The sequence below is a fragment of the Streptomyces sp. NPDC029044 genome, assembly GCF_040637495.1.
Lineage (GTDB): Bacteria > Actinomycetota > Actinomycetes > Streptomycetales > Streptomycetaceae > Streptomyces.
Genome location: NZ_JBEZWN010000003.1, coordinates 50,028 through 76,119 on the forward strand (window position 1 = coordinate 50,028; position 26,092 = coordinate 76,119).

Below are 26,092 nucleotides of genomic sequence, written 5' to 3' on the forward strand. Positions count from 1 at the left end.
GGGCTTCTTCGTGTCGGGTCCTACGACCAGCTCGTGCCGGTCAGGCGCTCGTACGCCTCGACGTACTTGGCGCGGGTGGCGTCGACGACCTGCTGGGGCAGGGCGGGCGGCGGCTGCTCGCTCTTCCGGTCCCAGCCGGACTCCGGCGAGGTCAGCCAGTCCCGGACGAACTGCTTGTCGTACGACGGCTGCGCACGGCCCGGCTGCCACGTGTCGGCCGGCCAGAAACGGGAGGAGTCCGCGGTGAGGACCTCGTCCGCGAGGACCAGGTCGTCGCCGTCGAAGCCGAACTCGAACTTGGTGTCGGCGAGGATGATGCCCCGCTCGCGGGCGATGTCCCGGCCCCGGGAGTAGACGGCGAGGGTCGCCTGGCGCAGCCGGGCCGCGGTGGCCGCGCCGACCTGGCGGGCGACCTCCTCGTAGGAGACGTTCTCGTCGTGCTCGCCCACGGCGGCCTTGGTGGCCGGGGTGAAGATCGGGGCGGGCAGTTCACTGCCGTCGGTCAGGCCCTCCGGCAGGGCGAGGCCGCAGACCGTGCGGGTCTCGTTGTACTCGGCCAGGCCCGAGCCGGTGAGGTAGCCGCGGGCCACGCACTCCACGGGCACCATCTGGAGCGACTTGCAGACCAGGGTGCGGCCCGCCCAGTCGGCGGGGGCGCCCGCGGGCAGCTCCGTGCTCAGGACGTGGTTCGGGATCAGGTCGGCGAGCCGGTCGAACCACCACAGGGAGAGCTGGGTGAGGATCCGGCCCTTGTCGGGGATCTCGGTCGGCAGCACCCAGTCGTAGGCGGACATGCGGTCGCTGGCGACCATCACAAGGTCGCCCGCTTCGTTGCGGTACAGCTCGCGCACCTTGCCGGTGTGCAGATGCACCAGGCCCGGAACCTGGATCGGCTCGGGCTTTTCGACGAATCCGGACACGGTTCCTCCCCGTGGTTCTGTCCAAGTGGCTCGATTCTCCCGTATCCGGGCCTGATCACGGACAGTGGGTCAGTCGCGTTTGCAGATGCGGTCCAGGAGGTTGGCGGTGGCGCGCTGGATACGCGGGTCGACGTGGCCGGGGCGGTCCAGGGCCGGTGACCAGGCGAACGTTCCTGCTGCGAAGACCCAGGCACCGGACGGGGCGCGGTACAGGGACGTCTCCTGGTGGCGGAGGATACCCTCCTTGTCGGTGTACGGGGAGTGGGCGAGCAGCATGCGCTCCTCGTGATCGGGGAGCGGGGTGCGCGGGAAGTAGCGGTCCGCCTCGCCCGCCACCAGGTTCTCGATCTCGTCGCCCTCGTGCGCCCCGGTCGCCTCCCACAGCCAGTGCCCGGCGTTGCGCACGATCAGCGGGTGCGGCCGGGGTACGGGCCCGGCGTACTGGATGCCCAGGAGCTGCTGCTCCGCCCGGTCGATCTCCCGCCACAGCACCGGCTTGCCCGGGCCCCGGCGCTTGCGGCAGGTCAGCAGCCGGTCGGGGACGCCGGACGGGGAGGGGCCGAGCTCCACCTGCCAGTACATGGAGTTGGCGGAGAGGAAGACCAGCGAGGTGCCGGTGTCGCGGGCGCGCTCCACGGTCCGGCGCATGTCCGCCGACCAGTATTCGTCGTGGCCCGGGAAGACCAGTCCCCGGTAGCGGGCCGGGTCGACGCGGCCCGCGTGCAGGTCGCCGGCTCCGGCGTAGGCGACGTCGTAGCCGTAGCGCTCGGCCCAGCGGATGAAGTCGTAGGCGTGACCGACGTGCAGGGGGAGGCCGGCGCCCGCGTACGGGCGGTCGAAGGAGACCGTCGTGGCGGCCTCGGACTCGCCGAGCAGCCGGCCCTTCTCGTCCCAGGCGTGGTAGAGGCTGGCGCCGGTGCGGCCGTCCTCCGGGTAGAGGTTGTAGGCCTGCCAGGTGACGTCGGGCAGCACGAGCAGCAGGTCGGCCGGCTGGTCGTGCCGGACGGTGAAGGGGACGTGCGAGCGGTAGCCGTCGGCCGTGGTGAGGACGGCGACGTACGCACCGACGTTCCAGTACGAGGGGACCTGGAGCCTCCAGGACAGCCACCAGTGGTGGCAGGAGACCGTGCGGTCCGCGGTGAGCGGCGCGGGCTGGACGATGCCGGACAGGCGCGGGCTCGTGGTGATCTTCGCGGCGCCGTCACCGCCGTAGTGGCCGATGCGGTAGATGTCGACGGCGAACTGCTGCGGCGGGTCGACGGTGATGTGGAAGTCGATGGCCTCGCCGGGCGCGACCGCTCCGGTGGAGGTGAAGCCCTTGATCTGGCGGTGGACGTCGTCGGCCGCGCGGGGGCCGCCCGAGCGGCTGCCCTTCTTCGGCGGGTGGGGGGCGTCCTGGTCCACGTACCAGGGGACGACCTGGCCCGAGTCGTCGAAGTACGTCACGTTGCCGCGCAGCCAGGGGACGGGGCCCTGCCCGAAGGGATCCGTGACGGCGTGCGCCAGCGCTCCCGACTCCCAGCGGCGGATCTGCTCCGAACCCATGATCGCTTCCCCTCCCCTTGCCCCCGTGGTGGTGCCTGCCGGTGTGCCGTGTGCGTGTGCCGGTGTGGTGTGTGCCGGTGTGGTGTGTGCAGTGTTCTGCGGTGGGTGCGATGTTCTGCGGTGGGTGCGATGCCTTCGTGCCTATGTGCTTGTCGTATGTCACCCGCCCTTGCACGGTGCGCGAACGGTCCCAGCACATCACATAACGCGCGCGCTTCGTCACTGTTCGTTTTGAATTGGCCAGAACCGGAAGTGGGTGCTCCGGTGGGTCAGCCGAGGCGGACCGGCTTCTCCGGGCGTATGCCGAGCTGGGAGAGCCAGACCCGCAAGGGCGTGGCATCGCCGTCCTCGATGAGGGTGAGGACCTTGGGCGCCAGATCGGCCGTGCGCTCACCGTCGATCAGGAGGGTCGGGCCGTCCAGCCAGTCCAGGCCGGGAGTCGCGCCGGCGGTGTCCATCGCGGCGCAGCAGACCATCGCGGTGAGGTGGTCGGCGAGCAGTTCCCTGGCCGTGCGCGGGGGCTGGAGGGGGAAGAGGGGCAGGGCCCGGTCGTCCCAGAGCGCCGCGGCGTCGGAGGCGGGCGACGGCGAGGCGGGCGTCGGGGTCTCCGGGGAGGGGGCGGCCTCCTCACGGGCCAGTTCGGCGCTGAGCCGCGCTGCGAGGGTGGCGCTGGGGGCCGTCGTACCGGAGAGGTCCTCGTCGTCGAGAGGGTCCGGGGCGCCGGGGGCCCGGGCCGGGGTGGTGTCCGGCCCCGTTGTGGCCGGGCCTCCTGCGGGGCTGCCGGCCGGGGCCGTCCCAGCCGTCCGTGCGGTGCCCGGGTCCGCCAGGTGGTCGAGGACGCGGGACAGGGTGGGGGCGCCGGTCGCGGGGGCCGCGGGGCCGGCGGCGGGGCGGACGCCCATGGTGTCCAGGACGCGGTGCAGACGGGCCGCGTCGAGGCGCCACTTGCGGTCGACGACCTCGTCCGGATACTCGCTCCAGTCCACCGGCGACCAGTCGGGCCCCGCCCCGGCGGGTCCGCCGTGGAAGAGGCGGGCGGCGAGGAGGGAGGCGGCCTCGTCGACCGAGCCCGGCTCCTCCAGCAGATCGCACGCGGGCCGCTCGCCGAGACGGGACGCGAAGCCCTCCGCCAGGCGGTCACGCCGGGACAGCTCCGTGAGCGCCGCGACGACACCGGCGTCCAGCCGGGACGGCCAGCGCCCCATCCGCCAGGCGGGCAGCGCCACCCGGGTCAGCAGCCGGTCCCAGCCCGCGTACGCCAGGCCAACCTGCTCCTGGGCGACGATCCGCAGCCCGTAATCCACAGCCTGTGCACGCTCGGCGGCCGCGGCCGCCACGCCCCGCTCCATCTCGGCGGCGTGAACGCGGCAGCTGCGCAGCAGCAGCCGGGCGACCCAGCCGACCCCGGCGAGCACCGCCCGCGAGACCGGCTCGCGGCGGGGCGCCGAGGCCACGGCCACCGCGGCGTCCAGGCCCCGCACGAAGCGCCGGGCGGCGGCTATGTCCGGGTGGGCCGAGGGGCCCGTACCGGCGATGACCGGGGCGAGGACCGCCCGAAGCTCGCCGACCCGCATCCACCACAGGAACGGGGAGCCGATGACGAGGACCGGCGCGACGGGGTGCCGGCGGTGCGCCTGCTTGCCCGCTCCCGCTATGTCGTGGTGCTCCTCGGCCGGGGGCGGGCCGTGGGCCGGATGCGTGCGGTCCTCCAGCCAGCTGTCGCAGTCCGGGGTGAGCGCTATCGCCGAGGGCGCGGGGACGTCGAGGCGGTCGGCGAGGTCGCGCACCATCCGGTACAGGTCGGGCGCCGCCTCCTCGGTGACCGGGACGGTCGGGCTCATGGCGGGCCGGGCCCGGGCGACGACCAGGGCGATGCCGGCGGCGGCGAGCAGCACGAGGACCGCCAACGGCGTCAGCACCCAGCGGGCCGCGTCCCAGACAGGGCCCTCCAGGCGGTCGCCCGCGGCACCCGCCAGCAGGATCACGGCGACCGCGGCCGGGAGCAGGGCGACGGCCAGGGCACGGCTGCGGATGCGCAGCACGGCCAGTGCCCGTGCCCGCGCGACCTGCGCGCCTGCTTCCACACCCATTCCGGTCACTACCGACCTCACCCCCTCCCCGTTGACCTGATGCTGCCCTTGCTCACTCCCCCACTGTGGCACCCGTCACTGACATCGCAATGCCGGTGGGCCAAGTGCCGGAACGCTTGCGCCGCACCCTAGTTGGGGCTCCGCCCCCCGTCAGCCGGATAGGGCATCGGTCACTCGATGGAATGGCTTTGGGGAGAGGTGGATGACGGACAGCGAGCATCAGGCCCCCACCTCTCGCATACTTCCGGCCCCGCCCCTGCCTACGTCGGCCGGGCCTCTCCCATACGGCCTGGCCTCCCCCATACGGCGTGGCCTCTCCCATACGACAGGCCCCGGATCCTGAGACGGATCCGGGGCCTGCGGGGTTCATCGGGGGCGGGGTGGTTTCCCTGCCCCGCGTCGGCCGGTTACGCGCCCGCCGCCTTCGCGGCGATGTCCGTGCGGTGCTGGGAGCCGTCGAGGCGGATGCGGCCGACGGCCGTGTAGGCGCGGTCGCGGGCCTCTGTGAGGTCCTTGCCGGTGGCCGTCACGGACAGGACGCGGCCGCCCGCACTGACGACGGCGTCCCCCTCCTGCCGGGTCCCGGCGTGCAGCACGTACGCGTGCGGGGCGTCCTGGGCGGCGACCTCGTCGAGACCGGTGATGGGGTCGCCGGTGCGCGGGGTGCCGGGGTAGTTGTGCGAGGCGACGACGACGGTCACGGCCGCGTCGTCGCTCCAGCGCAGCGGCTCCAGGTGGGCGAGGTTGCCGGTGGCGGCGGCCATCAGCAGCCCGGCCAGCGGCGTCCTGAGCCGGGCCAGGACGACCTGGGTCTCGGGGTCGCCGAAGCGGGCGTTGAACTCGATCACGCGGACACCGCGGGAGGTGATCGCGAGACCGGCGTAGAGCAGGCCGGAGAACGGCGTGCCGCGCCGCTGCATCTCGTCCACGGTGGGCTGGAGCACGGTCTGGAGCACCTCGTCGACCAGCTTCGGGTCGGCCCACGGCAGCGGGGAGTACGCGCCCATGCCGCCGGTGTTGGGGCCCTCGTCGCCGTCCAGCGCGCGCTTGAAGTCCTGGGCGGGCTGGAGCGGGACGACCGTCTCACCGTCGGTGACGGCGAACAGGGAGACCTCGGGGCCGTCGAGGTACTCCTCGATGACCACGCGCTCGCAGGCCGCCGCGTGGGCCTGGGCCGCTTCGAGGTCGTCGGTGACGACGACGCCCTTGCCCGCGGCGAGCCCGTCGTCCTTGACCACGTAGGGGGGCCCGAAGGCGTCGAGGGCCGCGTCGGCCTCTTCCGGTGTGGTGCAGACGTACGAGCGGGCCGTGGGCACCTCGGCCGCGGCCATGACGTCCTTGGCGAAGGCCTTGGAGCCCTCCAGCTGCGCGGCCCGGCCGGACGGGCCGAAGACGGGGATGCCCGCCTCGCGCACGGCGTCGGCGACACCGGCGACCAGCGGGGCCTCCGGGCCGACGACCACCAGCTCCGCGCCGAGGCGGGTGGCCAGCGCGGTGACGGCGGCGCCGTCCAGGGCGTCGACCTGGTGCAGCTCGGCGACCTCGGCGATGCCGGCGTTGCCGGGGGCGCAGTGCAGCGCGGTGACGTCGGGGTCGTGGGACAGGGAGTGGCACAGGGCGTGTTCGCGGGCGCCGCTGCCGATGACGAGGACCTTCACGGGGGTCAGCCTAACGGGAGACGCCGGGTTCCCTTTGTGCGGGCCGCCGAGGAGGGGGCGGATCTTGAGCTGGAGGTTCCTCCAAGGACGGCCGGCTATTCGTTCGTGAACTCCTCGACCACCGTCGCTCCCAGCTCCCGCACGATCAGCTCCTGGCCGGAGAGGGCCGACTCGTCGAGGTCGGGATCGTCGTCCTCGGGGATGTCCTCCTCCGCGGAGACGTGACGCGGCTGCGGTGCGGAGGGCTGGGGGACGGAGGCGGGGGGCGCGGCCGGGGTGGAGGTGGCGGCGGGAGCGGCGCCGCTCGACTGCTGGGCGGGGGCGGCCGGGGGTGCCGGCTGGGACGGGGCGGGGCGCTGGGCCGTCGCCGTACCGCCGCCGGCGTTGTAGCCGCCGCCTGCGTTGTAGCCGCCGCCGCTGTTGTGGCCGCCACCGCCGCCGAAGCCGGAGGGGCCACCGCCGCCGAAGCCGGAGGGGCCGCCGCCGGGCGCCGGGGGCGCGGAGCCGCCCGAGGGGTCGACGATCGCCTCGATCTTCCACTGGACGTTGAACTGCTCGCCCAGCGCCTGCCGCAGCACGTCCTCGCTGCCGCTGCTCAGGAAGTTGTCCCGGGCTCCGGCGTTGACGAAGCCCAGCTGGAGGGTCGTGCCGTCGAAGCCGGCCACCTGGGCGTTCTGGCTGAGCAGGATCCAGGTGAAGCGCCGGCGGTTCTTGACCGCGTCCAGGATGTTCGGCCAGAGCGTGCGGGGATCGAGATGACCGCCGCCGGTGGGGGCAGGGGCTGGGGCGGGTGCCGACGCCGTCGGGGGCTGGGCCGCCGGAGGGGTGCTGGGGGCGGGGGTGCTCGTCGGCGGGGTGGTCGCCGGTGGGGTGTTCGAGGCGGGCGCGCCCGGGGCGGCCGTGGGCCAGCCGCCGGGGCGACGGCCGCCGCTGCCGGCAGAGGCGGCGGTGGGCCAGGCGCCGGGGGCCGGCTGGGCCGGGGCGGGCCGGGTCTCCTGGCCGGGAGCGGGGGCACCGGTTGCTTCGGGTGCGGTGTGCCCCGGGGGCGGCGTGGCCGGTGCCGCCGGCGGCGCGCTCTGGGCCGGTGACGACTGGGGCACGCCTTGACCCGCGGCCGAAGGGGCGGAGCCGGGCACGGCCGCCGCAGGGCCGCCGCCGCTGCCGGTCATGGCGCCGCCGCTGCCCGGTGCTCCGGTCGCACGGACCGCCGCACGGGCCGCCGCCGGACCACTGCCCGCCGGCACCGGGCCGTCACCGCCCGCCGACAGCGGACCGCCGCCACCTGCCTGGCCCGGAGCGCCGCCACCCGCCTGGACCGGAGCGGGAGCCGCTCCCCCATGACCCTCCGGGCCGGGGACGTATCCCATGGCGGGCATACCGGACGGGCCGCCCGCGGAGTGGTTCACACCGCGCTCGATCCGGTCGAGGCGGGCCATCACGGAGCGCTCGTCGCCGTAGGCGGCGGGGAGCAGGACGCGGGCACAGATCAGTTCGAGCTGGAGACGGGGCGAGTTGGCGCCGCGCATCTCGGTGAGGCCCTCGTTGACGAGGTCGGCGGCGCGGCTCAGCTCCGCGGGGCCGAAGGTGCCGGCCTGGGCCTGCATGCGCTCGATCACATCGGCGGGTGCGTCGATCAGCCCCTTCTCCGCCGCGTCCGGGACGGCGGCGAGGATCACCAGGTCGCGCAGGCGCTCCAGGAGGTCGGCGACGAAGCGGCGGGGGTCGTTGCCGCCTTCGATCACGCGGTCGACGACCTCGAAGGCCGCGGCTCCGTCGCCGGTGGCGAAGGCCTCGACGACGGAGTCGAGGAGGGAGCCCTCGGTGTAGCCGAGCAGGGCGGTGGCCATGGTGTACGTCACACCGTCCGCCGCGGCGCCCGCGAGGAGCTGGTCCATGACGGACATCGAGTCACGCACGGACCCACCGCCGGCCCGCACCACGAGCGGGAGCACGCCGTCCTCGACCGGGATCGTCTCCTTCTGGCACACCTGTCCGAGGTACTCCCGGAGGGTGCCGGGGGGGACGAGCCGGAAGGGGTAGTGGTGGGTCCGGGACCGGATCGTCCCGATGACCTTCTCGGGCTCGGTGGTGGCGAAGATGAACTTGAGGTGCTCCGGCGGCTCCTCGACGACCTTGAGCAGCGCGTTGAAGCCGGCCGACGTGACCATGTGGGCCTCGTCGATGATGTAGATCTTGTACCGGCTGCGGGCGGGCCCGAAGAAGGCCTTCTCCCGCAGGTCACGGGCGTCGTCCACGCCACCGTGGGACGCCGCGTCGATCTCGATGACGTCGATGGAGCCGGGGCCGTTGCGTGCGAGGTCCTGGCAGGACTGGCACTCACCGCAGGGCGTCGGCGTGGGTCCCTGCTCGCAGTTCAGGCAGCGGGCCAGGATGCGGGCGCTGGTCGTCTTGCCGCAGCCGCGCGGCCCGCTGAACAGGTACGCGTGGTTGACCCGGTTGTTCCGCAGCGCCTGCTGCAGCGGGTCGGTGACATGCTCCTGCCCGATGACCTCGGCGAAGGTCTCGGGGCGGTAGCGGCGGTACAGAGCGAGAGACGACACGCATACGAGGTTATAGGCGCCCACTGACATCGGGCCCGGCCCGGGAACGCAGACGCCCCCCACGCACCCGCCAGAGCCGACCTACCCTTGCTGCCTTCCGGCCCTGGGGGAGTTCAGTCAGATAGCGCCGCGTGAGGGGCTGCGCCAAGGTTACCTGATGTCGGGGGCGGTGAACGAGTTCGCGAGCACTCCTCTCGGTCATGTAATGTTCCCAGCGGAGGATTCGCCTAGAGGCCTAGGGCGCACGCTTGGAAAGCGTGTTGGGGGCAACCCCTCACGAGTTCGAATCTCGTATCCTCCGCCAGTGCCTCACCGGGCACGATGTCGAAGGGCCCCACCGTTCGCGGTGGGGCCCTTCGACGTTGTCCGTCTCAGTTTCCGTCTCAGTTGGTTTCCGGGAGCTCCCACAGCGCGTCGCCGACTTGCTGCGCGACCTTGCGGAGCATGGTCCCCGTCACATGCATGTACCGAGCGCGCATCCGGGCCGCTCCCCCGGGCTCCCAACCCATGATCGAGTCGATCACGACGTCCGGGACGCCGAGGATCAGGAGCACGGTCGCTGCGGTGTGGCGAGCGTCATGGAGACGGCCGTCCCGGAGACCGGCGTCCCGAAGCAGCCGCTTCCAGATGTGGAAGTCAGTGTTCGGACTCAGCGGCCCGCCGGTCGGCGAGGCGAACACGTATCCCTTGCCCTCCCAGTCGGCCCCGGCCTCGATCCGCTCACGTTCCTGCGCCTCCTGGTGCCGGCGGAAAATCTTGATCAGTGGATCGGGCAGGCCGATGGTGCGCCGTCCCGCACGCGACTTGGTGGACTTGTGCTCGCGACGGGTCTGCTCCCGCTGCGGGCAGTAACCAGCCTTCCGGCCGCACGGGTCGTCCCCGCAGCCGTGGGCGTACTTGGGCCGTAGTCGGTTCTTGCGGATGCGGACGTATCCCGCGTCCAGGTCGACGTCTTCCCAGTGGAGCCCGAGCGCCTCCCCTTGCCGGAGGCCGAGCGCCAGGGCGACGACCCAGCGCGCACTGTTGCGGAGCTTGGCCGCCTCAACGAGGAGGCTCTGAACCTCCTCGATCGTGGACGGCTCGATGTCCTCCTCTTCGAGGCGGGGAACAGCGGGTACTGCACGCATCGTTCGACGCCTACTCAGCACCGCAGGCAGACAGATGGGCAGCGGTCGCCCTGCGCACCATCTCACCAGCGCTCGACAGCGATGCCTGCGACGAGGCCTGGACCTGGCTCTACGACGGCCGCATCGATACCCGACGAGCCCTCTTGCGCAGGGAACCCTGCGAAGTCTCCGTGACCCACGCCGACACCCGCATCACATGGACCATCAGGCCAGTCACCTTCCTGCCGTTGGCCCGCCGCCAAGGCGTCGATCTCCCAGCCTGCGCACACGCCTTCAAGCCTCACACCACGGTGTCCCGTCCCAGGTGATGCTTGACGGTGGGCCTAGACAACCCCCGCACCACAGACTGAGTTACAACTTTCTCTACTGGTTCAAGGCCCGCGCACGGCGCGGGCGCGCGCCGCCTCTGCGGCGCGGCCTGCCTCCTGTCTGCGCCCCGGCTGGCCGCGCCCGGCGGCGCGCTAGCGGCAGCGGGCATGAAGTGGGAGACACCCTCTGCGGCTGGGGCGGTCGGCTCCACGACTTTAGGCAGCCACCATGGGGCGAGCCTCGAAGATCATGGCCCCAACGTCGTGCTTTAACGGGCAGGTCCACAGACTGCCCGACTCGCCGGAAGCTTACGGGGCCATGATCACTCGCCCCATGGCAGCTCCACCCCAAAGTCGCTCCGCCGACCTCGTGCTTTGTCCTGGGCTTCGTGCTGTCCGGCTCGCAGCTACTCAGCGCGCCCCTGGTTGCGGCTAGACCGGAAGTGCAGGACAAGCGAGGCGCCGGCACCAGCCACGACGGCGAAGACGGCGCCGCCGTAGTTGTCCTGAACGAGGACGCCAGCGGCAATCACGGTGCCGATGACGAGGGGTAAGCCAGTGGTCATGCTGTTCTTCTTCACGAGAGCTTCTCCTCAGGAGTGTCTGCGGTCGAAAGCACCACGGAGATGGACAGGTCGTCCACACCAGTGCACGCGGCATGATCTCAGGTTCGCCGATGCCGGACCAGGCTGATCACGTTCGACGATGCGCTGCTGGTGCGCTGATCAGCCAGACAGAGCGGAGCTCCTCGTAGACGAACCGAGGGACCGCGGCCCCGCAACGGGGTCCGTGACCATGCCCCCCACGTGCCCGGTCAGATGACCTGCGGCGGGGAACAACGGGGAGCGTCGGCGAGCTACCGGGGAATGCGCAGGTCACCGTCTTGCCAGGTCAGCGCCCATCCGCATACGCGATCTTCCCAAGCTGATTGCGCTATGCGGCGCGCTGTGTCCCTCCGTCAGCTCCGGGCGTCGTACTCCTCGCGTGCTGTGAGTACCTCTTCGATGTGCTCCTCGGCCCATCTGCCCAGAGCCTGAAGGGGTGTGTGCAGTGTGTGGCCCAGCGCGGTCAGGTCGTACTCGACCCTCGGTGGCACCTCGGCGTAGACGCGGCGGGTGACCAGGCCATCGCGCTCCAGGTCCCGCAGGGTGTCGGTGAGGACCTTCGCGCTGATGCCGTCGACGGCGGTACGCAGGTCGCGAAAGCGCATCCTGCCGCCGCTGAGGGCGATAACGACCATGGCGGTCCACTTATTGGCGATACGGGCCAGCGACGTGCGGGAAGGACAGGTCGCGGTCATCACGTCGAATTCCGGACGCTGTGGCATGCATCACACCTGTCCAATGGTTACGTTGAGGTTACTGGTTACCGATGGTGAGTATAGGGCTCCAGCAGCAACAACCCGACGAAGGGGAGAATCATCATGGAGCCCAACAACACGCTCACCGTCGCCCGCCTCTACGTCGACGCCGTGTCCGCCAAGGACTTCGCCGCAGTCGCGGGCCTGTTCGCTGACGACATCGTGTGGCACCAGCCCGGCAATAACGCCGTCTCCGGCACCTACAGCGGCGGAGCGGCGGTGGGCGAGATGCTCGCCGCGCAGATGACCGCCACCGAGGGAACCTTCGAACTCCAGCTGACCGGCGCCCCCATGGTCAACGGCGCGCTGGTAGTGATCCCCATCCACTTCTCGGCCCAGGGTGCAGACAGTGAGATGTCGATGGACGGCATCGACGTGCTGAGGGTCGAGGGCGACAAAATCGCGGAGGTATGGCTGTTCTCCGCTGACCAGCAGGCCGAGGACGCCTTCTGGGGCGCCGGCTGAACCGGGCGGCTCTGGCAAGGCCGTTGGAACCGCCGCCCAAGGCAGTGGAGCGGCCGGTGTTGCCTGAGGGCTCAGGCCGACGGGTGACCCACGTCTCAACACCGGTCGCTTCGTACGCGAACGTCACCCGACGGTCGCACGAGCACCTCGGCCGTGACCGTCTCAGTTTCCGTCTCATTCAGCCCCGTTCACGGCCGTTCAGACGAGACCTCAAGCCGTCCCCACGCCAGTGGCCAACCGCCCCTGAACCCAGGTGAACCGGCCCGAACGACGCTCCACGCCCAACCACCACAGTTGGAAAGCGTGTTGGGGGCAACCCCTCACGAGTTCGAATCTCGTATCCTCCGCAGCCGCCTGAACAGGCGAAACGAGAACCCCGGACCGCTCAGCGGCCGGGGTTCTCGGCATGCTCTGGTCTCAGTTCTGGTCTCATTTATTTCCGACATAAGGAACTGTTCACCGCCTCGCTTTGCCGCTGACGGGTCGACCGACAGGGCAGCGCCTTCACTCACAAGCGGCTTCCTGCCGCCGCAGGACGCGGGTGTCCCCCGCCGTGCGCCATTCTGGGGCGTGTGCAGGACCGGTTCCGGTTCGAAGAGCAACGGCGTCGTCTTGGTGAGGTGCCCCATCGGCAAGCCCAGCGGATCAACTCTGGCCTCGTGGCTGAGTGGTCTGGAAGTCGGTCGACTTGAGCGAGTCCTGGCGACTCGCCCGGATGCCGTGTCCCCGCCGGAGCCACGATCGTTCGGCGAACTCGCCGACCGCTTTCAGCGCCCGGCGTCGGTGGCACCGGTGCTTGCGGAGCTCGCGCTGCCACAGGTGCAGGTGGCTGAGGCGCTGGCGGCCTTGGGACCCGTTCCACGTGCCGCTTTGGCCGACCTGTTGGACGTGACCGAAACGGAGACCGATCGCGGGCTGGACACGGCCCTGGAGACACTGGCCGATCACGCGCTCGTCTGGCCGGACGGCCAAGGGCTGCTCCACATGGCGGCGCCGTTGCGGCAGGCGTGGGATTCGCCGTTGGGGCTGGACGCGCCGCTCGCCCGGCTACTGGCGGACACGACCTCCGAGGAACTGCGGCGCATGCTGGTGGCCCTGGGCATCCCAGCTCCCGGCACCACCAAGAAAGATCGGCTGGCCACACTGCTGGAGCACCACAGTGATCCGGAGCGGGTGGCCGCGGTGGTCGCTTCAGCGCCTGCGGCCACTCGGGAACTGCTTGAGCGGCGAGCCCGTCACCAGGGTGAACAGAAGCAGGAACAGACAGAGTTCTTCATGCTCGGGGCCCCACGGGCCGACTCCGAACCGGGTGCACGGTGGGCGCTGGAGCGAGGACTGCTGGTCCAGGACCGGTACTCCGGGTACGGGCCCGCACGCATGCCGGCCGAGGTGACGCTTGCGCTGCGAGGGGCAGACTGGCACGCCCCGTTCGAGCCGTGCCCGCCCATCGTGCAGACGGTGTCCGTCACCGAGGCGGAGGTGGATCGGGAGGCGGCGGCAGCCGCGCCGGCGTTCGCCGCCCACGCCGCCTCGGTTCTGGCGGCGTGCGCCGCGTCTCCGCCGGCCCGACTGAAGTCCGGCGGGGTCGGGGCGCGTGAGCTGTCCCGGATCGGCAAGGCCGCACAGTGCGACGACATCGTCGTACGCCTCGTCCTGGAGACGGCGTACGACGCCGGGCTGCTGGCCCGGGACGGTGACCGGGTCGCGGCGACGGAAGGCTACGACGCCTGGGCGGAGCGGGAACCGGCGGAGCAGCTCACCACCCTTCTCCAGGCGTGGCGGACGCTGCCGCTGACCCCTACCCAGGCCCGCGACGAGGACGGCAAGGCGCTGCCCGCACTCGCCGGAACACCACCCTGCGGCGGCTGTGTGCAGGCACGGGACGGGCTTCTCGCCGCCGCGTTGGCGCTCCCGAAGGACCAGGGGGTGCGGAGCCCCGTGCAACTGGGGCCGCTCGTCGCCTGGCACCGTCCGTTCGCCCATCAACTCCCCCAGGACGCCACGCCCTTCGCCTCCGTGGTCCGCGAAGCAGAACTGCTCGGTGTGATTGCCCGCGGCTCCCTGTCCCGCATCGGTGCAGCCTTGCATGCCGATGACGGCGAAGCACTGGCCGCAGCCAGTCGGCGGCTGCTGCCGACGGCCACCAGCACGGCCCGCTTCGGCGCGGACCTCACCGCCGTCGTCACGGGCACACCGTCAGCCCGCCTGGCCGCCCGGCTGGACGCCGTCGCAGACCGGGAAGCCGTCGGCACGGCATCCGTGTGGCGGTTCAGCCCGGGCACCATCCGCCGCGCCCTGGACACCGGCCGTACGCCCGACGCCATCACCGCCGACCTGGCCGACGTCGCCGTCGGCGCCCTCCCCCAGCCACTGTCGTATCTGATCCATGACACCGCGCGCGTTCACGGCCGTGTGCGCATCGCCCCCGCGGCCTGCGTGATCCACGGCGAGGAACCTGCCCTTCTCGCCGAACTCGCCGCCCACCGCAAGCTCGCCGAGCTCGGGCTGCGGCAGCTGGCACCGACCGTGCTGGTCTGCCGGACTCCGCTCGACAAGACTCTCGCCGCGCTCCGGGCCGCAGGCTACGCCCCCGTCGCCGAGAAGGCCGACGGAACCGTACGCGTGGAGAAGACCCGGCGCCGACGTGCCTCCGCCTCGACTCCGGCCCCACTCCCAAGCCAACGACGGCGGTCTGTGCCGACCCAGACCCCGGTGGACGTCGGCCTGAGCGCCCTGGCCGCCAGGCTGCGGGACGCCCCGCCGACGCTTCCGGATCCCGATCCGTTCGGCACCGGGGTCCCCTACGGCACGGACACCGAGGAGATCATCGCCGGGTACGCGAAGAACCTGACGTACAGCGATGTCCGCCAGCTCGCCCACGCCGTCGACGCCGGCACGGCCATCACGGTCGAGTACGTCGCCGCCTCGGGCAACCGAACCGTGCGTACCCTCAGCGAGCTCGATCTCGACCCGCCCCATCTGTATGCCTGGTGCCATCTGCGCGAGGACGAACGGGCCTTCACCCTCTCCCGCATCCTCGGCGTCATGACCGCATAGCCCTCGACACGGCCCATTGGCCCACCCCGTGCAACGGATCATTGTTCGACCAGCCGCCACTACGATCGCCGGTCATGGACTGGGTCGAGCGCACCGCGCAGCTGAGGCAGTGGACGAGGAGTGGGGTGCGGGCTCCGCACAAGCCGTTGCTGTTCCTGTACGCGCTCAGCCGGTTCCAGCACGACGCCGACGGCGAGCTGCGGTACAGCGCGGTGGAGCAGGACCTGCGGCGGCTGCTCGCCGAGTACGGGCCCGGTAACCGGACGACGCCCGCTTATCCGTTTCATCACCTGGTGAGTGACGGAGTGTGGGAGGTGCGCACCGAGCGCGGGACGGGTAGCCCCGGAACCGGGGTCAGGGAGCTGCGGGCGACCGGGGCCGCCGGGCGGCTGACGCCTCAGCTGCGGGCGGCGCTGCGGCGGGAGCCTTCCCTGCTCGGCCGGATGACTCGGGTGCTGCTCGATCTGAACTTCCCGCCCTCCCTCCACGGTGAGCTGTGCGAAGCCGTCGGCCTGGAGCTGGAGGAGGCCGAGACCGGACGGCTCTCAGCCGCGTGCAGGCAGCGGGACCGGCGGATGCGGGAGATGGTCCTGACGGCCTACGAGTACCAGTGCGCCTTCTGCGGGTACGACGGCAGGATCGGCGCGGTGCCGGTCGGGCTGGAGGCCGCACATGTGCGCTGGTGGGCGTTCGACGGACCGGACGACATCGACAACGGGCTGTGCCTTTGCTCGCTGCACCACAAGCTCCTCGACAAGGGCGTCCTCGGCATCGGCAACGGTCACCGCATCCTGGTCTCGCAGAGCTTCGTCGGCCGCAGCACCGCCGCCCGCGAGCACGTCATCGCGCTCGCCGGCCGTCCGGTCACAGGTCCCCAGCCGGGCGTCCGCCCCATCGCCGCCGCCCACCGCTCCTGGCACACCAGCCAGGTCTTCCACGGCAGCCCACGCCACGCCGCCACGACCGTCTGATCGCCGATCCCGGCGGTCACATGAACGCACTGGTAAGGAGCGCGACACCAAGAGTATGGTCTCTTGTATGGCGACGAAGAAGGTGACGGTGACGATTCCCGAGGATCTCCTGGACGAGATCCGCGCGGAGGCGGCGGAGCGGGGGCTGTCGGCGTACGTCGCCGAGGCACTGCGCTTCAAGCGCGACCGGGACCGGCTGCGGGAACTGGCCGACTGGCTGCAGGAGGAGCACGGCTCCCTCACCGAGGAGGAGCGCACGGCAGCGTTCGAGGAGCTGGAGGATCTCGACGCCGAGCACGAGCGCCGTCGCGCCGCCGGAACGCACGGCGCGGGAGAGGCCGCGTGAAGAAGCGGGCCGGTGAGCCGGGGCAGCGACCACTGCGTGTCTTCGTGCTCGACTGCGAAGCCTTGTCCCTGGCCGTGCGCGGCGACCGCAAGATGATCGCATGGCTCGACCTCGCGGCCGGAGGTGAAGCCGAGGTGGTGACATCTCCGATGACGCTGATCGAGGCGTTCGACGGCAGAACCACCGAGCAACGCTGGGACTGGGTGCTCTCGCGGCTCAGAGTCGCCGACATCGGAAAGGACGAGGCCCGCCAGGCCCGCCGTTTGCTGGCAGATGCCAAGCTGCATGGCCACAAGTACGCGATCGACGCGGTGCTCGCCGTCATCGCGCGCCAGCAGAAGGGGCAGGTCACCGTCTTCACCTCGGACGTGGACGACCTGGAGAAGCTGGTTCCGGAGTCGATCGTCGTCAAGAAGGTGTGACCCGGCACTCTGGTCTCACTTCTGGTCTCATTCACCCCCGTCCAGAGCCGTTCATCAACCGTCCGACTCTCCACTCCGTCCCAGGTCAGAACGCCCCGCCACAGCTCGTCGCCCACCTGCCGGGCGACCTTGTGGATCATGGTCCCCGTCACGTCCACGCACGGTCGTTGCGGTGTGGCGAGCGTCATGGGGACGGCCGTCTCGTTCGCCGGCGTCCCGCAGGAGTCGCCGGAAGGAGCGGGGGCAGCGGGGAAGCACGGGGAGCGGACGAGCCCGACGTCAGACCGTTGCTTCGTCCGTCAGTCCAGCCAGACGAGCATCGCGTCGTCCGTCCTGGCAGCAGCCTCGAAGAACTGCGTGAGGCCGTCGTACCAGGGGCGCCCCCACTCCAGCGCGTAAGTGACGCGCCTTGGCCGGCGCAGGCTCCGCCTCTTCCTCGGCGTCCCGAACCTCTTCGACGAAGTCCAGAGCCCAGTCGGGGTCTCGGATCGCCGAGTCAAGCTCAGCAGCCGTGACACGCAGGTACTCACCGATCATGCTCATGGCCGGAGACTGGGCGAGGCCACTGACAGCGGGGATTCCCCGACGAGGAGGCTGAGGGAATCCAGAAAACGCTTGTGACTGTGGCATGGCCATGCGGAAGGATGCGCGCATGATGCGACCCGCGCGTGCGCTGCTCCCTCTCCTCTTGTTGCCGGTTCTCCTCACTGGGTGCGGCGCGGACGAGAGCGGCGGTACGGCCGCCGACAGCACCGATCTTGACGCCGCCGCGAGCGACTGGGGCGTCGCGCCGGAACTCGTCTATGTCACCGAGGTCTCCGGCTACACCGTGTTCCAGGAGTCGGTCGGCGAGTACGACAACGGGTTCGCTGCCGCGTATCTGTCCGAGAAGGCCGGCAGCAAGTTCGGCCTCTTCGTGGGGCGTGGCACGATGACGGCGGAGAGCTGCCCGGAGCAGCCGCTGGGCGAGGGGTCGGAGAAGCAGGTCGCCTGTGAGCGCGACGGCGACGCCTGGTACCGCAAGGCCGGTGGCAGCCACGAGTACGCGGTGCCCGACGACGGCGTGATGATTCGTCTGATCGCTGATGTGGACAAGGTCGACCGGGCCGTGCTGCGCGAGGCGGCCGAGGCGGCCCACCGCCCGGACGACGCCGAATTGGCCGCACTCCTGCCGACCGCCGAAGGCACGGACACCTGATCGGCAGGAACATGCCTGATACGCCCGATGATTGACGCCAACCGCCAGGGCCGCGCCGGGTGGCGTGGAATGGACACCGCTCGCCGGCCGCCCGGTGAACGTCAGAACGTCACGGTGGGGGCAGCCCCGAAGAACGCGTGTGCTCCGCTCAGGGCGTTTTCGCGGTGGACCGTTTCGTGCTCCTGCCTCGTCCCGCAGGGGTGGGGGTGCTCTTCCGCTTGGGCCTTTCCGTGCGGGTCTCGGTCCGTGGGGGCGTCGCCCGCCCAGGGGCGGTCTTCCACTTCAGTTCGATCTCGAGCTCGATCTCGCCCCCGCCGATCTCGATCTCCAGCTCGCTGTGGAGGTCGTCGGGGATCCGGAGGCCCAGTGTCCCGGGGCCGAGGTCCAGCTCGGCGTCCCCGCCCTCCCTCAGCGCGTTGGCGAGTGCCGTGAGCTGGTCAGCGGCCTCGTGGCGGGACAGCGAACGCTTCTGCTCGAACGTGAGGTCCTTCATGGGGTGCCTCCGATGTGGCACGACGAGTGGTCAAGACCCATTCTGGCCACTTTTGGGCGCTCCGCAGACCGGCACGTCAGCCGGCCGCCTCCGGACCCCAGCGCTCCGGTCCCACCCCGCGCCAGTCGATCCACGGCACCTCCGCCACGTCCGCCGGATCGATCTCCAGTCCGGCGCGGCGGAGGAACTCCGCGACGTCGACGACGTTGTGGGCGAGGCCGAGGATCTCGCCGTCCACGCGGACGCGCCGGCCGCCCGAGGGCGACGGCGGATGCACGATCACACGAAGAGGTCCGGACATGCCTTCAGGATCGTCCGGGACGTACGGTCCCGCAGGCCGGCGCGTCATCGAGGGAGCCGCTCGCACACGTCCCCGGCCGTCCGCCCCAGCTCCCGCAGCTCCCACCACGCCGCGGGACTCGGCCGTCGCTGCCGCCAGCAGGGGTGGAAGAACACCTGGGCCGACAGCCGGTACAGACGCCGGCGCAGCTCGGTGCAACCGGGCCGATCGGCGAGCTGCCGGTACGTGGCACTCCACTCCCGTTGCGCCCGGACGACGTCGTCGGGAAAGGTTCGCATGGCCAAATTCAATCATGTGTTCGATTTTTTGGGCCAGCCGACGGTTCCCCGAGGTCTCGGTTCGGGCACCGGACGTGGACAGGCGCAGCGCGAGAGGCCCGAGTAGGCGCATACTGAGGCCAATGACAAAGCCTGCTGCTCCCAAGCGTCACTTGCCTACCAGCCCCTTCAAGGCTCCGGTCGCACCCGCTCCCAAGCACTTCGCCGTGGGTGACCAGGTCACGCACGACATGTACGGGCTCGGCCGGGTCATCGGCATCGAGGACGGGATCGCCGCGCTCGTCGACTTCGGTTCGGCGCAGATGCGGATCCTGAGCCCCTACGCCAAGATGACCAAGCTGTAGGACCTCCGTGCCCGGTCGGGGCACCCCTGGCCCTGCCTTGGGCCAGTAACCGAAAAGAGACCTCTCATCGAACCGACTTCGCTGTTCTCCGCCGTGGAAGGGCAGACGAGCCTTTCCGGCGCGGCGTCGCCGCCTCCGGCGACCAACCCGTTCCAGGCCCCCGACTTCGGGGAGGCCGAAACCTTCCCTCTCGTCGAGGACATGCCGGAGCAGCCCGCCGCGACCAGGCGTCCGGCGCGGCGCAGGGCCGCCTAGGCCCTGTCAGATCTCGCGGTCCGACGCCGGCCAGACGTACGGCAAGTCGTCCGGGACGCCCGGGAAGAGGGCCGCGTAGGTCGTGGGGTCCTTGCGGACCAGGGCCGAGCGGTGGCTCTCGTGGAAGGGGTCGTCCCCCAGCCAGGGCGGGAGTTCGCCCTCGGCGGCCAGGTGCGGCTGGTCGCGGACCGGGGCGTGGGGACGGGTCGCCGCCAGGTCGGCGACGAGCGTGGCCGCGCACGTGTCCTGGTGGCCCTGCTCGCGCCAGACGCGGCAGATCTCCAGGCCGTAGCGGACCAGCGCTTCCTCGTAGCCGAGCCACATCCTCACGGCCGGGTGGCGGCGCCAGCCGTAGCCGGGGACGACCAGGCCACGCAGGACCTGGAGGGCCTCGACGCGTTGTTTGCCGAGCCGGCGGCGGTCGAGGCACAGGGCCGTGGTGCGGAAGTCGGGGTAGGGCAGGAAGGTCTGCATGCTGTCGCCGGTGCTCCTCACCGTGCGCCGGCGCGCGTGCCGCGCCGCCGGCCGAGGGCGAGGGCCAGGCCGATCATGGCGATGCCCAGGACGAAGTGGAGCCAGTCGTCCGCGGTGTTCAGCGGGACGAAGTTGGCGTCGCTGTCGTGGCCGACGGACAGGCCGTACACCCACAGCACCAGGTAGACGGCGCCGCCGACCAGCAGATACGAGTACGCCCCGGCGGCCGTGCCGGCGAGGATCAGGCCGGTGAGGCCGTACGCCAGGTGCACCAGGTTGTGCAGGATCGAGACCTGGAACAGGCCGAACAGTTCGGCGCCCGACTCGTGGGAGGCGAACTCCAGCGAGCCGTAGTCGGTGGTGACGCCCGGGATGAAGCCCAGCACGCCGACCACGAGGAAGACGAGGCCGAGCAGCTGGGCTGCCTGCTGGACGGGGGCGCGGGCCGCCCGGTGGGACGCGGGTGTGGTCATGGCCGGTGGCTCCTCACGCGGGGGACAGGCTCTGTTCCGCCCAGATGGTCTTGCCCGTGGCGCTCTGGCGGGTGCCCCAGCGCTCGGTCAGCTGGGCGACGAGGAGCAGGCCGCGGCCGCCCTCGTCATAGGTGCGGGCCCGCCGCAGATGGGGGGCGGTGCTGCCGCCGTCGGAGACCTCGCAGATCAGGGTCGTGTCGTGGATCAGGCGGAGCTGGACCGGCGGCTGGGCGTGCCGGATGGCGTTGGTGACGAGCTCGCTGACGACCAGCTCCGTGACGAACACGGCGTCGGAGAGCCCCCACCGCTCCAGTTGCGCCACCACGTCCTTGCGGGTCTGCGCGACCGCGGACGGGTCGGAGGGCACCGGCCAGGTGGCGACCTGCCGGGCGTCGAGCGCGCGGGTCCGGGCGATGAGCAGGGCCACGTCGTCGGCCGGCCGCTGCGGCAGCAGGTCGGCGAGAACCGTGTCGCACAGGGTGTCCAGCGAGCCCGTCGGACGGGCCAGGGCCTCCCGCAGCCGGTGGACTCCGGTGTCGAGGTCGCGGTCGGGGGTCTCGACCAGGCCGTTGGTGTAGAGGGCGAGCAGGCTCCCTTCGGGAAGGACGACCTCGGTGGCCTCGTAGGGCAGGCCTCCCACGCCGAGCGGGGGAGTCGCCGGGAGCTCGACGAGGTCGACGGTGCCCCCGGGGCCGACGACGGCCGGCACGGGATGCCCGGCCCCGGCGAAGCAGCAGTGCCGGGTCACCGGGTCGTAGACGGCGTAGAGGCACGTCGCCCCGACGTCGCCCGAGATCCCCGCGGAGCCCGCCGCCCCCTCGCCGTCGCTCTCCTCCTCCTGGTTCAGACGGGCGACCAGGTCGTCGAGGTGGGTCAGCAGCTCGTCGCACGGCAGGTCGATGTCGGCCAGCGTGCGGACCGCCGTACGCAGCCGCCCCATGGTCGCCGACGCGACCAGCCCGTGGCCGACCACGTCCCCGACGACCAGCGCCACCCGTGCTCCCGAGAGGGGGATGACGTCGAACCAGTCCCCGCCGACACCGGCGTGCCCGCCCGCCGGGAGGTAGCGGGAGGCGACCTCGACGGCCGCCTGCCGGGGCAGCCGCTGCGGCAGCAGACTGCGCTGGAGCGTGACCGCCGTGGCGCGTTCGCGGGTGTAGCGGCGGGCGTTGTCGATGCTGACCGCGGCCCGGGCGGCCAGTTCTCCGGCCAGCACCAGGTCGTCCTGCCGGAAGGTCTCCTGGTTGCGGTGCCGGACGAAGAAGGCGACGCCCAGGGTGCTGCCGCGGGCGACCAGCGGCACGGCCATCACGGAGTGGATGCCGAACGCCCGGACCCGGGCGGCGCGGGCCGGGTCGCGGGCCAGCCAGGCGGTGAACGCGGTGTCGGTGACCTCGTGCAGGGCGGGCCGTCCGGTGCGCAGGCTCTCGAAGGGCATCGAACCCGCCGGGTAGGAGTCCACCGCGCCGGGCGCCACGACCGCCTCCGGTGCGCCGGGCGTCACCGACTTCAGTGCCACCCGGCGCAGCAGCAGCGGCCCGTCCGCCGGAACCACGTGCGCGGGCGGCTCGGGCGCGTCGTCCAGCGCGGCCAGCAGATCGACACTGGCGAAGTCGGCCAGGGCCGGGACGGTCACGTCCGCCAGTTCCTGGGCCGTGCGCGTCACGTCGAGCGTGCCGCCGATGCGCCGGCCGGCCTCGGCGATCAGCTGGAGCCGCTTGCGGGCCCAGAACTGCTCCGTCATGTCGTGCGCGGACAGGCAGACGCCCCGGATGGCGCCCTCGTGGTCGCGCAGCGCGGACATGAAGACCGACCAGGCGTGCTCGTGGCCTTCGCCGGGCGCGCGCAGGTAGTTCTCCTCGTACTCCGGCTCGCCGGTGCGCAGGATCCGGGCCATGGCGCGCTCCGCCCGCAGGCCGGCGTCGTCGTCGACGATCTCGGACACGCGCAGGCCCCGCATCTCCTCCTCGGTCAGCGCCGTGGCGCGTTCCATGTCGGCGTTGGCCCGGCGCAGCCGGAGCCGGGTGTCGTAGATCGCCTGGGCGCAGCAGGGGGACTGGGCGAAACTCCAGCTCACGAGGGATGCGTCGACACCGGCCGGTGGCTGCCGGTCGGTCAGGGCGGAGACGATGAGCCAGGCGGGGGCATCGGCGCCGGCCGGTCGGTGGTGGGCGAGGATCCTGACCGTCAGTCTCCGGCCGTCTCGGTGCCGGAGCGCCACTTCCCCGTTCCAGCGGGGCAGCCCGGCGAGCGTGGGCAGACCGCCGCGCACCGGGATCGGCTCGGCCAGCAGATCCGCGGCACGGCGGCCGGTCAGCTGCTCGGCCGAGTACCCGAGGAGCCGCTCGGCGCCCGCGTTCCAGCCGGTCACGATGCCGTGTTCGTCGAGGGTGACACGGGCCGTGAGGGATGCGCCGACGAGGGTGTCGAGGGCTTCGGGTTCTTCTCCGGACGGCCGGGTGGCCCGGCCGACGGTGGCGGGCTGCTCCATGATCGGTCATCTCACTCTCGGGGAGAATCAGCCATGACCCCGGAAATGCACAGATATCACCTGGTTACCCCGATTGCTCCCGCTCTCACCGTGCCGCCCCGGCCGAGAAACGGAGCCTGCCGCCGCCCGGCCCGGGTAACCGCTCCCCCATGGGTCAGATCCTGGTGGGCACGTGTTCCTGGACCGACCGGGCACTGGTCGGCAGCGGCTGGTATCCGCCCGGCCGGCGGGACGCCGAGGGACGGTTACGGCACTACGCCGAGCGGTTCGGGGTCGTCGAGGTCGACGCCTCGTACTACGCGCTGCCGGGCGAGCGGAACAGCCGGCTGTGGGCCGAGCGGACACCGGACGGGTTCGTGTTCGACGTGAAGGCGTTCTCACTGCTCACCGGGCATCCCACCCGGGACGCGGTGATGCCGGACGGTCTGCGGGCGGAGCACCGGGACCCGGCGGTGCTCGATCAGGTGTGGGCACGGTTCGCGTCCGGGATCGAGCCGCTGAAGGAAGCCGGGCGGCTCGGGAGCGTGCTGTTCCAGTTCCCGCCCTGGTTCCGGCCCGGACAGCGGGCGGAGGTCTTCCTCCGGGAGTGCGCCGAGCGGACCGAAGGCTGGCCGCTCGCCGTCGAGTTCCGGCACCCCTCCTGGTGGGAGCCGGGGCAGGCCGAGGCGACGGGCGCGCTGCTCGCCCGGTACGGCATGGCCGCGGTGGCCGTCGACATGACGCAGAGGCTCGCCTCGTCGGTCCCGCCGGTCACCCCCGTGACCTCGCCCCGGCTGTCCGTCGTCCGCTTCCACGGCCGCAGCACCGCCTGGGGCAGAGGCAGCAAGGAGGACCGGTTCCGGCACGCGTACGGCGAGGACGAACTCGCCGAGTGGCTGCCCCGGGTGCGCCGGCTGGCCGAGCGGACCGAACAGGTCCACGTGCTGTTCAACAACTGCTGCGGCGACGCCGCGGTCAGCGCCGCCGAGGTCATGACACGGCTCCTCGACGACGCCCGGCCGGCGGATCACGCCCCGCCGGCGGGCGACGCGCCACCGGCGGACGACTTCCCGTCGACGGCGGTGCGGTTGCCTAGGGCTCGACCCGCACCCGGCGTTCCATCGACACCTGGTCCACGTCCGACACCCGCACGGTCGTCTTCATCGTCCAGTTCCCGGCGAGCGGCAGGTTGACGGAGTTGGTGCTCCAGTAGCCGCCCCGGTCGATGAGTTCGGCGTCGATCGGGCCGACCTCGCGGGAGGGCAGGGTGAAGGTGATGCGGACCTCGGGGACCGCCACCAGGCCCCTGTCGGAGCCGTAGACGACGGCCTGTATTCCGTTCTCGCCGACGCGGGCCGGGTCCAGGGTGATCAGCACCTTTCCGCTTCCGGAGAGGGAACCCGTGCCCGTGTCGAAGGGCACGGTGATCTCGGTCGTGGGCGGCAGCGCGCCCACCGGGGCCTGCTGGGCCGCCTCGGCCTGGGCCCGGCTGGGAAGGGTGCCCGTGAGCACAGTGGTGATCATCAGCACCACGGCGGCGACGGCGACTTCGGCCAGCACGGAGCGGCGCAGGCGGCGCCGGACGCCGGGGTCGCCGGATCCGGCCCCCGGCCCCGCCGGGCCGTCGGGCGACTCCGGCTCCCCGGGTGACTCCCCCTCTCCGGACGTGCCCGGTTCGCCCGTCCCGGGTCCCTCGGCGGCTTCGTGGCCGTCTGCGGGCGCGCCGACCGGCTGCGGGACCGGTGCCGGTACGGCCGCCCGGGCCGGGGCCGCCGGTGCCGCGATCCGCGCCGTCCAGCGCCGCGAGTACCCGGCCACCAGCAACAGCACGGCCACCGCGGCCAGTTTGGCGAGCAGCAGACGGCCGTACGACGTGCCGGACAGCGCGGAGAGGGAGCCAAGGCCGCGCCAGGACTGGTAGAGGCCCGTGACGGCCAGGGCGGTCACCGAGGCGAAGGCGATCCGCGAGAAGCGGGGCACGACCTCCACCAGGTCGTCGCCGGACGAGCGGCGCAGGGTCAGCAGCAGCGCCACGAGGCCGCCCAGCCAGACGCCGGTCGCCAGCAGGTGCACCACGGACGACGTCATCGCCGCCGGCACCTGGATCCCGGCGGAGGCGTGCTCGGCCGCCGCCCAGGTCAGGGCCAGGGCCGCGGCCAGGGCCGTGCCGATCGCCAGGGCGACGGGCCGTTTCACGGTGTCGCGGCGCCTGGACCACCAGATCAGGAAGGCGGCGGTCAGCAGGAGGACGAGCAGCCGGGCGAGCAGGGCCAGGCCGGGGCGGCCGGTCAGGGTGCGGCCGAGGGCGGAGGCGTCGAAGGCCTCGGCGGGGCCCGTCCCCGCCTCGTAGGGGGCGCGCAGCAGGAGCAGGACGGCCGTCGAGCCCAGCAGCGTCCACCAGGCGGCCACCAGCGGCCGGCGCAGCGGGGCGGTGTGCGCGGGCCGGCACAGCAGCGCGAACGCGGCCGTGCCGACGAGCAGCGCGGCGGCGAGGTAGGCGAGGTAGCGGGCGGCGTCGTAGAGGCCGCGGGTGAGCGGGTCCTCGGTCGGGCCCGTGTCGATCTGGCCGGTGGTCGCGGACCGTTTCCCCACGGAGAAGCTGAACGCGCCGGAGACGGGGTGGCTGTCGGCGGAGACGACCCGCCAGGCCACGGTGTAGGTGCCCTCGGCGAGCTTGCCGGGCAGGCCGATCCGGGCCGTGTCGGAGCGGCCGTCCGCGTGCGTGGCCTCACCGGTGTGGACCCGGCGCTGGTCGGGGCCGAACACCCGGAAGGAGTCGTCGAGCAGGCCCACGGACTCGGTGAAGGTCAGGGTGACGTGGCGGGGGGCCCGTTGGACGACGGATCCGTCGTCGGGGTCGGTGCTGCGCAGGGCGGCGTGGGCGGAGGCGGGGGCTGCTCCGGCGAGGAGCAGGACCAGCACGGTGCCCAGCAGCACCAGGGCTTGGAATCGCCGGGGGTGTCCGGCATCGCGATT

The 26,092-nt window shown here is 72.0% G+C and carries 23 protein-coding genes, 1 tRNA gene, 1 other RNA gene and 2 pseudogenes; 10 read left to right on the forward strand and 17 right to left on the reverse strand.

The window, feature by feature from the left end; all coding sequences use genetic code 11:
* Positions 1–20 precede the first annotated feature (20 nt).
* From AB0E85_RS03660 to ffs, 6 genes are all read right to left on the reverse strand, one after another.
* A complete protein-coding gene (locus AB0E85_RS03660) occupies positions 21–920 on the reverse strand; it encodes a phosphoribosylaminoimidazolesuccinocarboxamide synthase (protein WP_361922027.1) in 900 nt (299 codons plus the stop codon).
* Positions 921–989: 69 nt separating this feature from the next.
* Complete coding sequence (locus AB0E85_RS03665) at positions 990–2,465, reverse strand: N,N-dimethylformamidase beta subunit family domain-containing protein (RefSeq protein WP_361922029.1); 1,476 nt, start codon at positions 2,463–2,465, stop codon at positions 990–992.
* Positions 2,466–2,734: 269 nt separating this feature from the next.
* Positions 2,735–4,555, reverse strand: coding sequence for a hypothetical protein (locus AB0E85_RS03670; protein ID WP_361922031.1), 1,821 nt, complete (start codon positions 4,553–4,555; stop codon positions 2,735–2,737).
* A gap of 407 nt (positions 4,556–4,962) precedes the next feature.
* Positions 4,963–6,213 (reverse strand): phosphoribosylamine--glycine ligase, encoded by a 1,251-nt coding sequence (purD, locus tag AB0E85_RS03675; protein WP_361922033.1) that lies wholly within the window; start codon positions 6,211–6,213, stop codon positions 4,963–4,965.
* Between the two features lie 95 nt (positions 6,214–6,308).
* The gene (locus AB0E85_RS03680; protein WP_361922035.1) at positions 6,309–8,774 is read right to left on the reverse strand and encodes a DNA polymerase III subunit gamma and tau; all 2,466 of its coding nucleotides are present in this window, start codon (positions 8,772–8,774) and stop codon (positions 6,309–6,311) included.
* Between the two features lie 47 nt (positions 8,775–8,821).
* Positions 8,822–8,918, reverse strand: an RNA gene (ffs, locus tag AB0E85_RS03685) — signal recognition particle sRNA small type.
* A gap of 72 nt (positions 8,919–8,990) precedes the next feature.
* Between ffs and AB0E85_RS03690 the strand changes: the two genes are divergently transcribed.
* Positions 8,991–9,078, forward strand: a tRNA-Ser gene (locus AB0E85_RS03690).
* A gap of 79 nt (positions 9,079–9,157) precedes the next feature.
* Here AB0E85_RS03690 and AB0E85_RS03695 read toward each other — a convergent pair.
* Positions 9,158–9,880 (reverse strand): annotated as a pseudogene (locus tag AB0E85_RS03695) (site-specific integrase); the annotation flags it as partial.
* A 17-nt stretch (positions 9,881–9,897) separates the two neighbouring features.
* Between AB0E85_RS03695 and AB0E85_RS03700 the strand changes: the two are divergent.
* Positions 9,898–10,209, forward strand: a pseudogene (locus AB0E85_RS03700) (hypothetical protein); the annotation flags it as partial.
* A gap of 407 nt (positions 10,210–10,616) precedes the next feature.
* Here the strand turns inward: AB0E85_RS03700 and AB0E85_RS03705 are convergent.
* Together AB0E85_RS03705 and AB0E85_RS03710 are read right to left on the reverse strand one after the other, a co-directional pair.
* Positions 10,617–10,790, reverse strand: coding sequence for a hypothetical protein (locus AB0E85_RS03705; RefSeq protein ID WP_159030674.1), 174 nt, complete (start codon positions 10,788–10,790; stop codon positions 10,617–10,619).
* A gap of 377 nt (positions 10,791–11,167) precedes the next feature.
* Positions 11,168–11,536, reverse strand: a complete 369-nt coding sequence (locus AB0E85_RS03710) for a helix-turn-helix domain-containing protein (protein ID WP_361922037.1) — start codon at positions 11,534–11,536, stop codon at positions 11,168–11,170.
* A 96-nt stretch (positions 11,537–11,632) separates the two neighbouring features.
* Between AB0E85_RS03710 and AB0E85_RS03715 the strand changes: the two genes are divergently transcribed.
* The 5 genes from AB0E85_RS03715 to AB0E85_RS03735 all read left to right on the forward strand — a co-directional run bounded on the left by AB0E85_RS03715 (position 11,633) and on the right by AB0E85_RS03735 (position 16,830).
* Positions 11,633–12,034 (forward strand): nuclear transport factor 2 family protein, encoded by a 402-nt coding sequence (locus tag AB0E85_RS03715; protein ID WP_361922039.1) that lies wholly within the window; start codon positions 11,633–11,635, stop codon positions 12,032–12,034.
* Positions 12,035–12,922: 888 nt separating this feature from the next.
* Positions 12,923–15,091, forward strand: a complete 2,169-nt coding sequence (locus tag AB0E85_RS03720) for a helicase-associated domain-containing protein (RefSeq protein ID WP_361922041.1) — start codon at positions 12,923–12,925, stop codon at positions 15,089–15,091.
* A gap of 74 nt (positions 15,092–15,165) precedes the next feature.
* Positions 15,166–16,062 (forward strand): phosphorothioated DNA-binding restriction endonuclease, encoded by an 897-nt coding sequence (locus AB0E85_RS03725; RefSeq protein ID WP_361922043.1) that lies wholly within the window; start codon positions 15,166–15,168, stop codon positions 16,060–16,062.
* Between the two features lie 67 nt (positions 16,063–16,129).
* Positions 16,130–16,408, forward strand: coding sequence for a CopG family transcriptional regulator (locus AB0E85_RS03730; RefSeq protein ID WP_361922045.1), 279 nt, complete (start codon positions 16,130–16,132; stop codon positions 16,406–16,408).
* Entirely contained in the window at positions 16,405–16,830 is a 426-nt protein-coding gene (locus AB0E85_RS03735) for a PIN domain-containing protein (RefSeq protein WP_361922047.1), read from the forward strand. Before AB0E85_RS03730 ends, AB0E85_RS03735 begins: the two co-directional genes overlap by 4 nt.
* 279 nt (positions 16,831–17,109) lie before the next feature.
* Here the strand turns inward: AB0E85_RS03735 and AB0E85_RS03740 are convergent, their stop codons facing one another.
* On the reverse strand, positions 17,110–17,484 hold the full coding sequence (locus AB0E85_RS03740) for a DUF1877 family protein (RefSeq protein ID WP_361922049.1): 375 nt from the start codon (positions 17,482–17,484) through the stop codon (positions 17,110–17,112).
* On the opposite strand from AB0E85_RS03740, the gene AB0E85_RS03745 reads away from it, so the two are divergent.
* The gene (locus AB0E85_RS03745) at positions 17,483–18,028 is read left to right on the forward strand and encodes a hypothetical protein (RefSeq protein ID WP_361922051.1); all 546 of its coding nucleotides are present in this window, start codon (positions 17,483–17,485) and stop codon (positions 18,026–18,028) included. The two genes, AB0E85_RS03740 and AB0E85_RS03745, sit on opposite strands and share 2 nt — an antisense overlap.
* Before the next feature lie 148 nt (positions 18,029–18,176).
* Here AB0E85_RS03745 and AB0E85_RS03750 read toward each other — a convergent pair whose 3' ends face one another.
* The 3 genes from AB0E85_RS03750 to AB0E85_RS03760 all read right to left on the reverse strand — a co-directional run bounded on the left by AB0E85_RS03750 (position 18,177) and on the right by AB0E85_RS03760 (position 19,100).
* A complete protein-coding gene (locus AB0E85_RS03750) occupies positions 18,177–18,521 on the reverse strand; it encodes an amphi-Trp domain-containing protein (RefSeq protein WP_361922053.1) in 345 nt (114 codons plus the stop codon).
* Between the two features lie 76 nt (positions 18,522–18,597).
* Complete coding sequence (locus tag AB0E85_RS03755) at positions 18,598–18,822, reverse strand: hypothetical protein (protein WP_361922055.1); 225 nt, start codon at positions 18,820–18,822, stop codon at positions 18,598–18,600.
* A gap of 44 nt (positions 18,823–18,866) precedes the next feature.
* Complete coding sequence (locus AB0E85_RS03760) at positions 18,867–19,100, reverse strand: hypothetical protein (protein ID WP_361922057.1); 234 nt, start codon at positions 19,098–19,100, stop codon at positions 18,867–18,869.
* A gap of 122 nt (positions 19,101–19,222) precedes the next feature.
* Here AB0E85_RS03760 and AB0E85_RS03765 point away from each other — a divergent pair, with 122 nt between their 5' ends.
* The gene (locus AB0E85_RS03765; protein WP_031110278.1) at positions 19,223–19,444 is read left to right on the forward strand and encodes a hypothetical protein; all 222 of its coding nucleotides are present in this window, start codon (positions 19,223–19,225) and stop codon (positions 19,442–19,444) included.
* Positions 19,445–19,705: 261 nt separating this feature from the next.
* Here AB0E85_RS03765 and AB0E85_RS03770 read toward each other — a convergent pair whose 3' ends face one another.
* The 3 genes from AB0E85_RS03770 to AB0E85_RS03780 are packed head-to-tail and all read right to left on the reverse strand — an operon-like array spanning position 19,706 to position 23,137.
* The gene (locus AB0E85_RS03770; RefSeq protein WP_361922059.1) at positions 19,706–20,173 is read right to left on the reverse strand and encodes an MSMEG_6728 family protein; all 468 of its coding nucleotides are present in this window, start codon (positions 20,171–20,173) and stop codon (positions 19,706–19,708) included.
* A 17-nt stretch (positions 20,174–20,190) separates the two neighbouring features.
* Positions 20,191–20,646, reverse strand: a complete 456-nt coding sequence (locus tag AB0E85_RS03775) for a DUF4383 domain-containing protein (protein ID WP_361922061.1) — start codon at positions 20,644–20,646, stop codon at positions 20,191–20,193.
* Positions 20,647–20,659: 13 nt separating this feature from the next.
* Positions 20,660–23,137 (reverse strand): SpoIIE family protein phosphatase, encoded by a 2,478-nt coding sequence (locus AB0E85_RS03780; protein ID WP_361922063.1) that lies wholly within the window; start codon positions 23,135–23,137, stop codon positions 20,660–20,662.
* A gap of 149 nt (positions 23,138–23,286) precedes the next feature.
* Here AB0E85_RS03780 and AB0E85_RS03785 point away from each other — a divergent pair, with 149 nt between their 5' ends.
* Positions 23,287–24,309 (forward strand): DUF72 domain-containing protein, encoded by a 1,023-nt coding sequence (locus AB0E85_RS03785; protein WP_361922065.1) that lies wholly within the window; start codon positions 23,287–23,289, stop codon positions 24,307–24,309.
* Here AB0E85_RS03785 and AB0E85_RS03790 read toward each other — a convergent pair.
* Positions 24,209–26,053 carry a copper resistance protein CopC gene (locus AB0E85_RS03790; protein WP_361922067.1) on the reverse strand — a complete coding sequence of 615 codons (1,845 nt, stop codon included), beginning with the start codon at positions 26,051–26,053 and terminating at the stop codon, positions 24,209–24,211. The two genes, AB0E85_RS03785 and AB0E85_RS03790, sit on opposite strands and share 101 nt — an antisense overlap.
* Positions 26,054–26,092: the final 39 nt, after the last annotated feature.

Excerpts from the sequence above, each read along its gene's own strand:
- AB0E85_RS03765 (WP_031110278.1), top strand. The coding sequence starts at position 19,223 with ATGACAAAGCCTGCTGCTCCCAAGCGTCACTTGCCTACCAGCCCCTTC.
- AB0E85_RS03745 (WP_361922051.1), top strand. The coding sequence starts at position 17,483 with ATGATGCGACCCGCGCGTGCGCTGCTCCCTCTCCTCTTGTTGCCGGTT.
- AB0E85_RS03785 (WP_361922065.1), top strand. The coding sequence starts at position 23,287 with ATGGGTCAGATCCTGGTGGGCACGTGTTCCTGGACCGACCGGGCACTG.
- AB0E85_RS03710 (WP_361922037.1), bottom strand. The coding sequence starts at position 11,536 with ATGCCACAGCGTCCGGAATTCGACGTGATGACCGCGACCTGTCCTTCC.
- AB0E85_RS03755 (WP_361922055.1), bottom strand. The coding sequence starts at position 18,822 with ATGTCCGGACCTCTTCGTGTGATCGTGCATCCGCCGTCGCCCTCGGGC.
- AB0E85_RS03780 (WP_361922063.1), bottom strand. The coding sequence starts at position 23,137 with ATGGAGCAGCCCGCCACCGTCGGCCGGGCCACCCGGCCGTCCGGAGAA.
- AB0E85_RS03665 (WP_361922029.1), bottom strand. The coding sequence starts at position 2,465 with ATGGGTTCGGAGCAGATCCGCCGCTGGGAGTCGGGAGCGCTGGCGCAC.
- AB0E85_RS03725 (WP_361922043.1), top strand. The coding sequence starts at position 15,166 with ATGGACTGGGTCGAGCGCACCGCGCAGCTGAGGCAGTGGACGAGGAGT.
- AB0E85_RS03760 (WP_361922057.1), bottom strand. The coding sequence starts at position 19,100 with ATGCGAACCTTTCCCGACGACGTCGTCCGGGCGCAACGGGAGTGGAGT.
- AB0E85_RS03715 (WP_361922039.1), top strand. The coding sequence starts at position 11,633 with ATGGAGCCCAACAACACGCTCACCGTCGCCCGCCTCTACGTCGACGCC.
- AB0E85_RS03770 (WP_361922059.1), bottom strand. The coding sequence starts at position 20,173 with ATGCAGACCTTCCTGCCCTACCCCGACTTCCGCACCACGGCCCTGTGC.
- AB0E85_RS03740 (WP_361922049.1), bottom strand. The coding sequence starts at position 17,484 with ATGCGCGCATCCTTCCGCATGGCCATGCCACAGTCACAAGCGTTTTCT.
- AB0E85_RS03775 (WP_361922061.1), bottom strand. The coding sequence starts at position 20,646 with ATGACCACACCCGCGTCCCACCGGGCGGCCCGCGCCCCCGTCCAGCAG.
- AB0E85_RS03750 (WP_361922053.1), bottom strand. The coding sequence starts at position 18,521 with ATGAAGGACCTCACGTTCGAGCAGAAGCGTTCGCTGTCCCGCCACGAG.
- AB0E85_RS03730 (WP_361922045.1), top strand. The coding sequence starts at position 16,130 with ATGGCGACGAAGAAGGTGACGGTGACGATTCCCGAGGATCTCCTGGAC.
- AB0E85_RS03670 (WP_361922031.1), bottom strand. The coding sequence starts at position 4,555 with ATGGGTGTGGAAGCAGGCGCGCAGGTCGCGCGGGCACGGGCACTGGCC.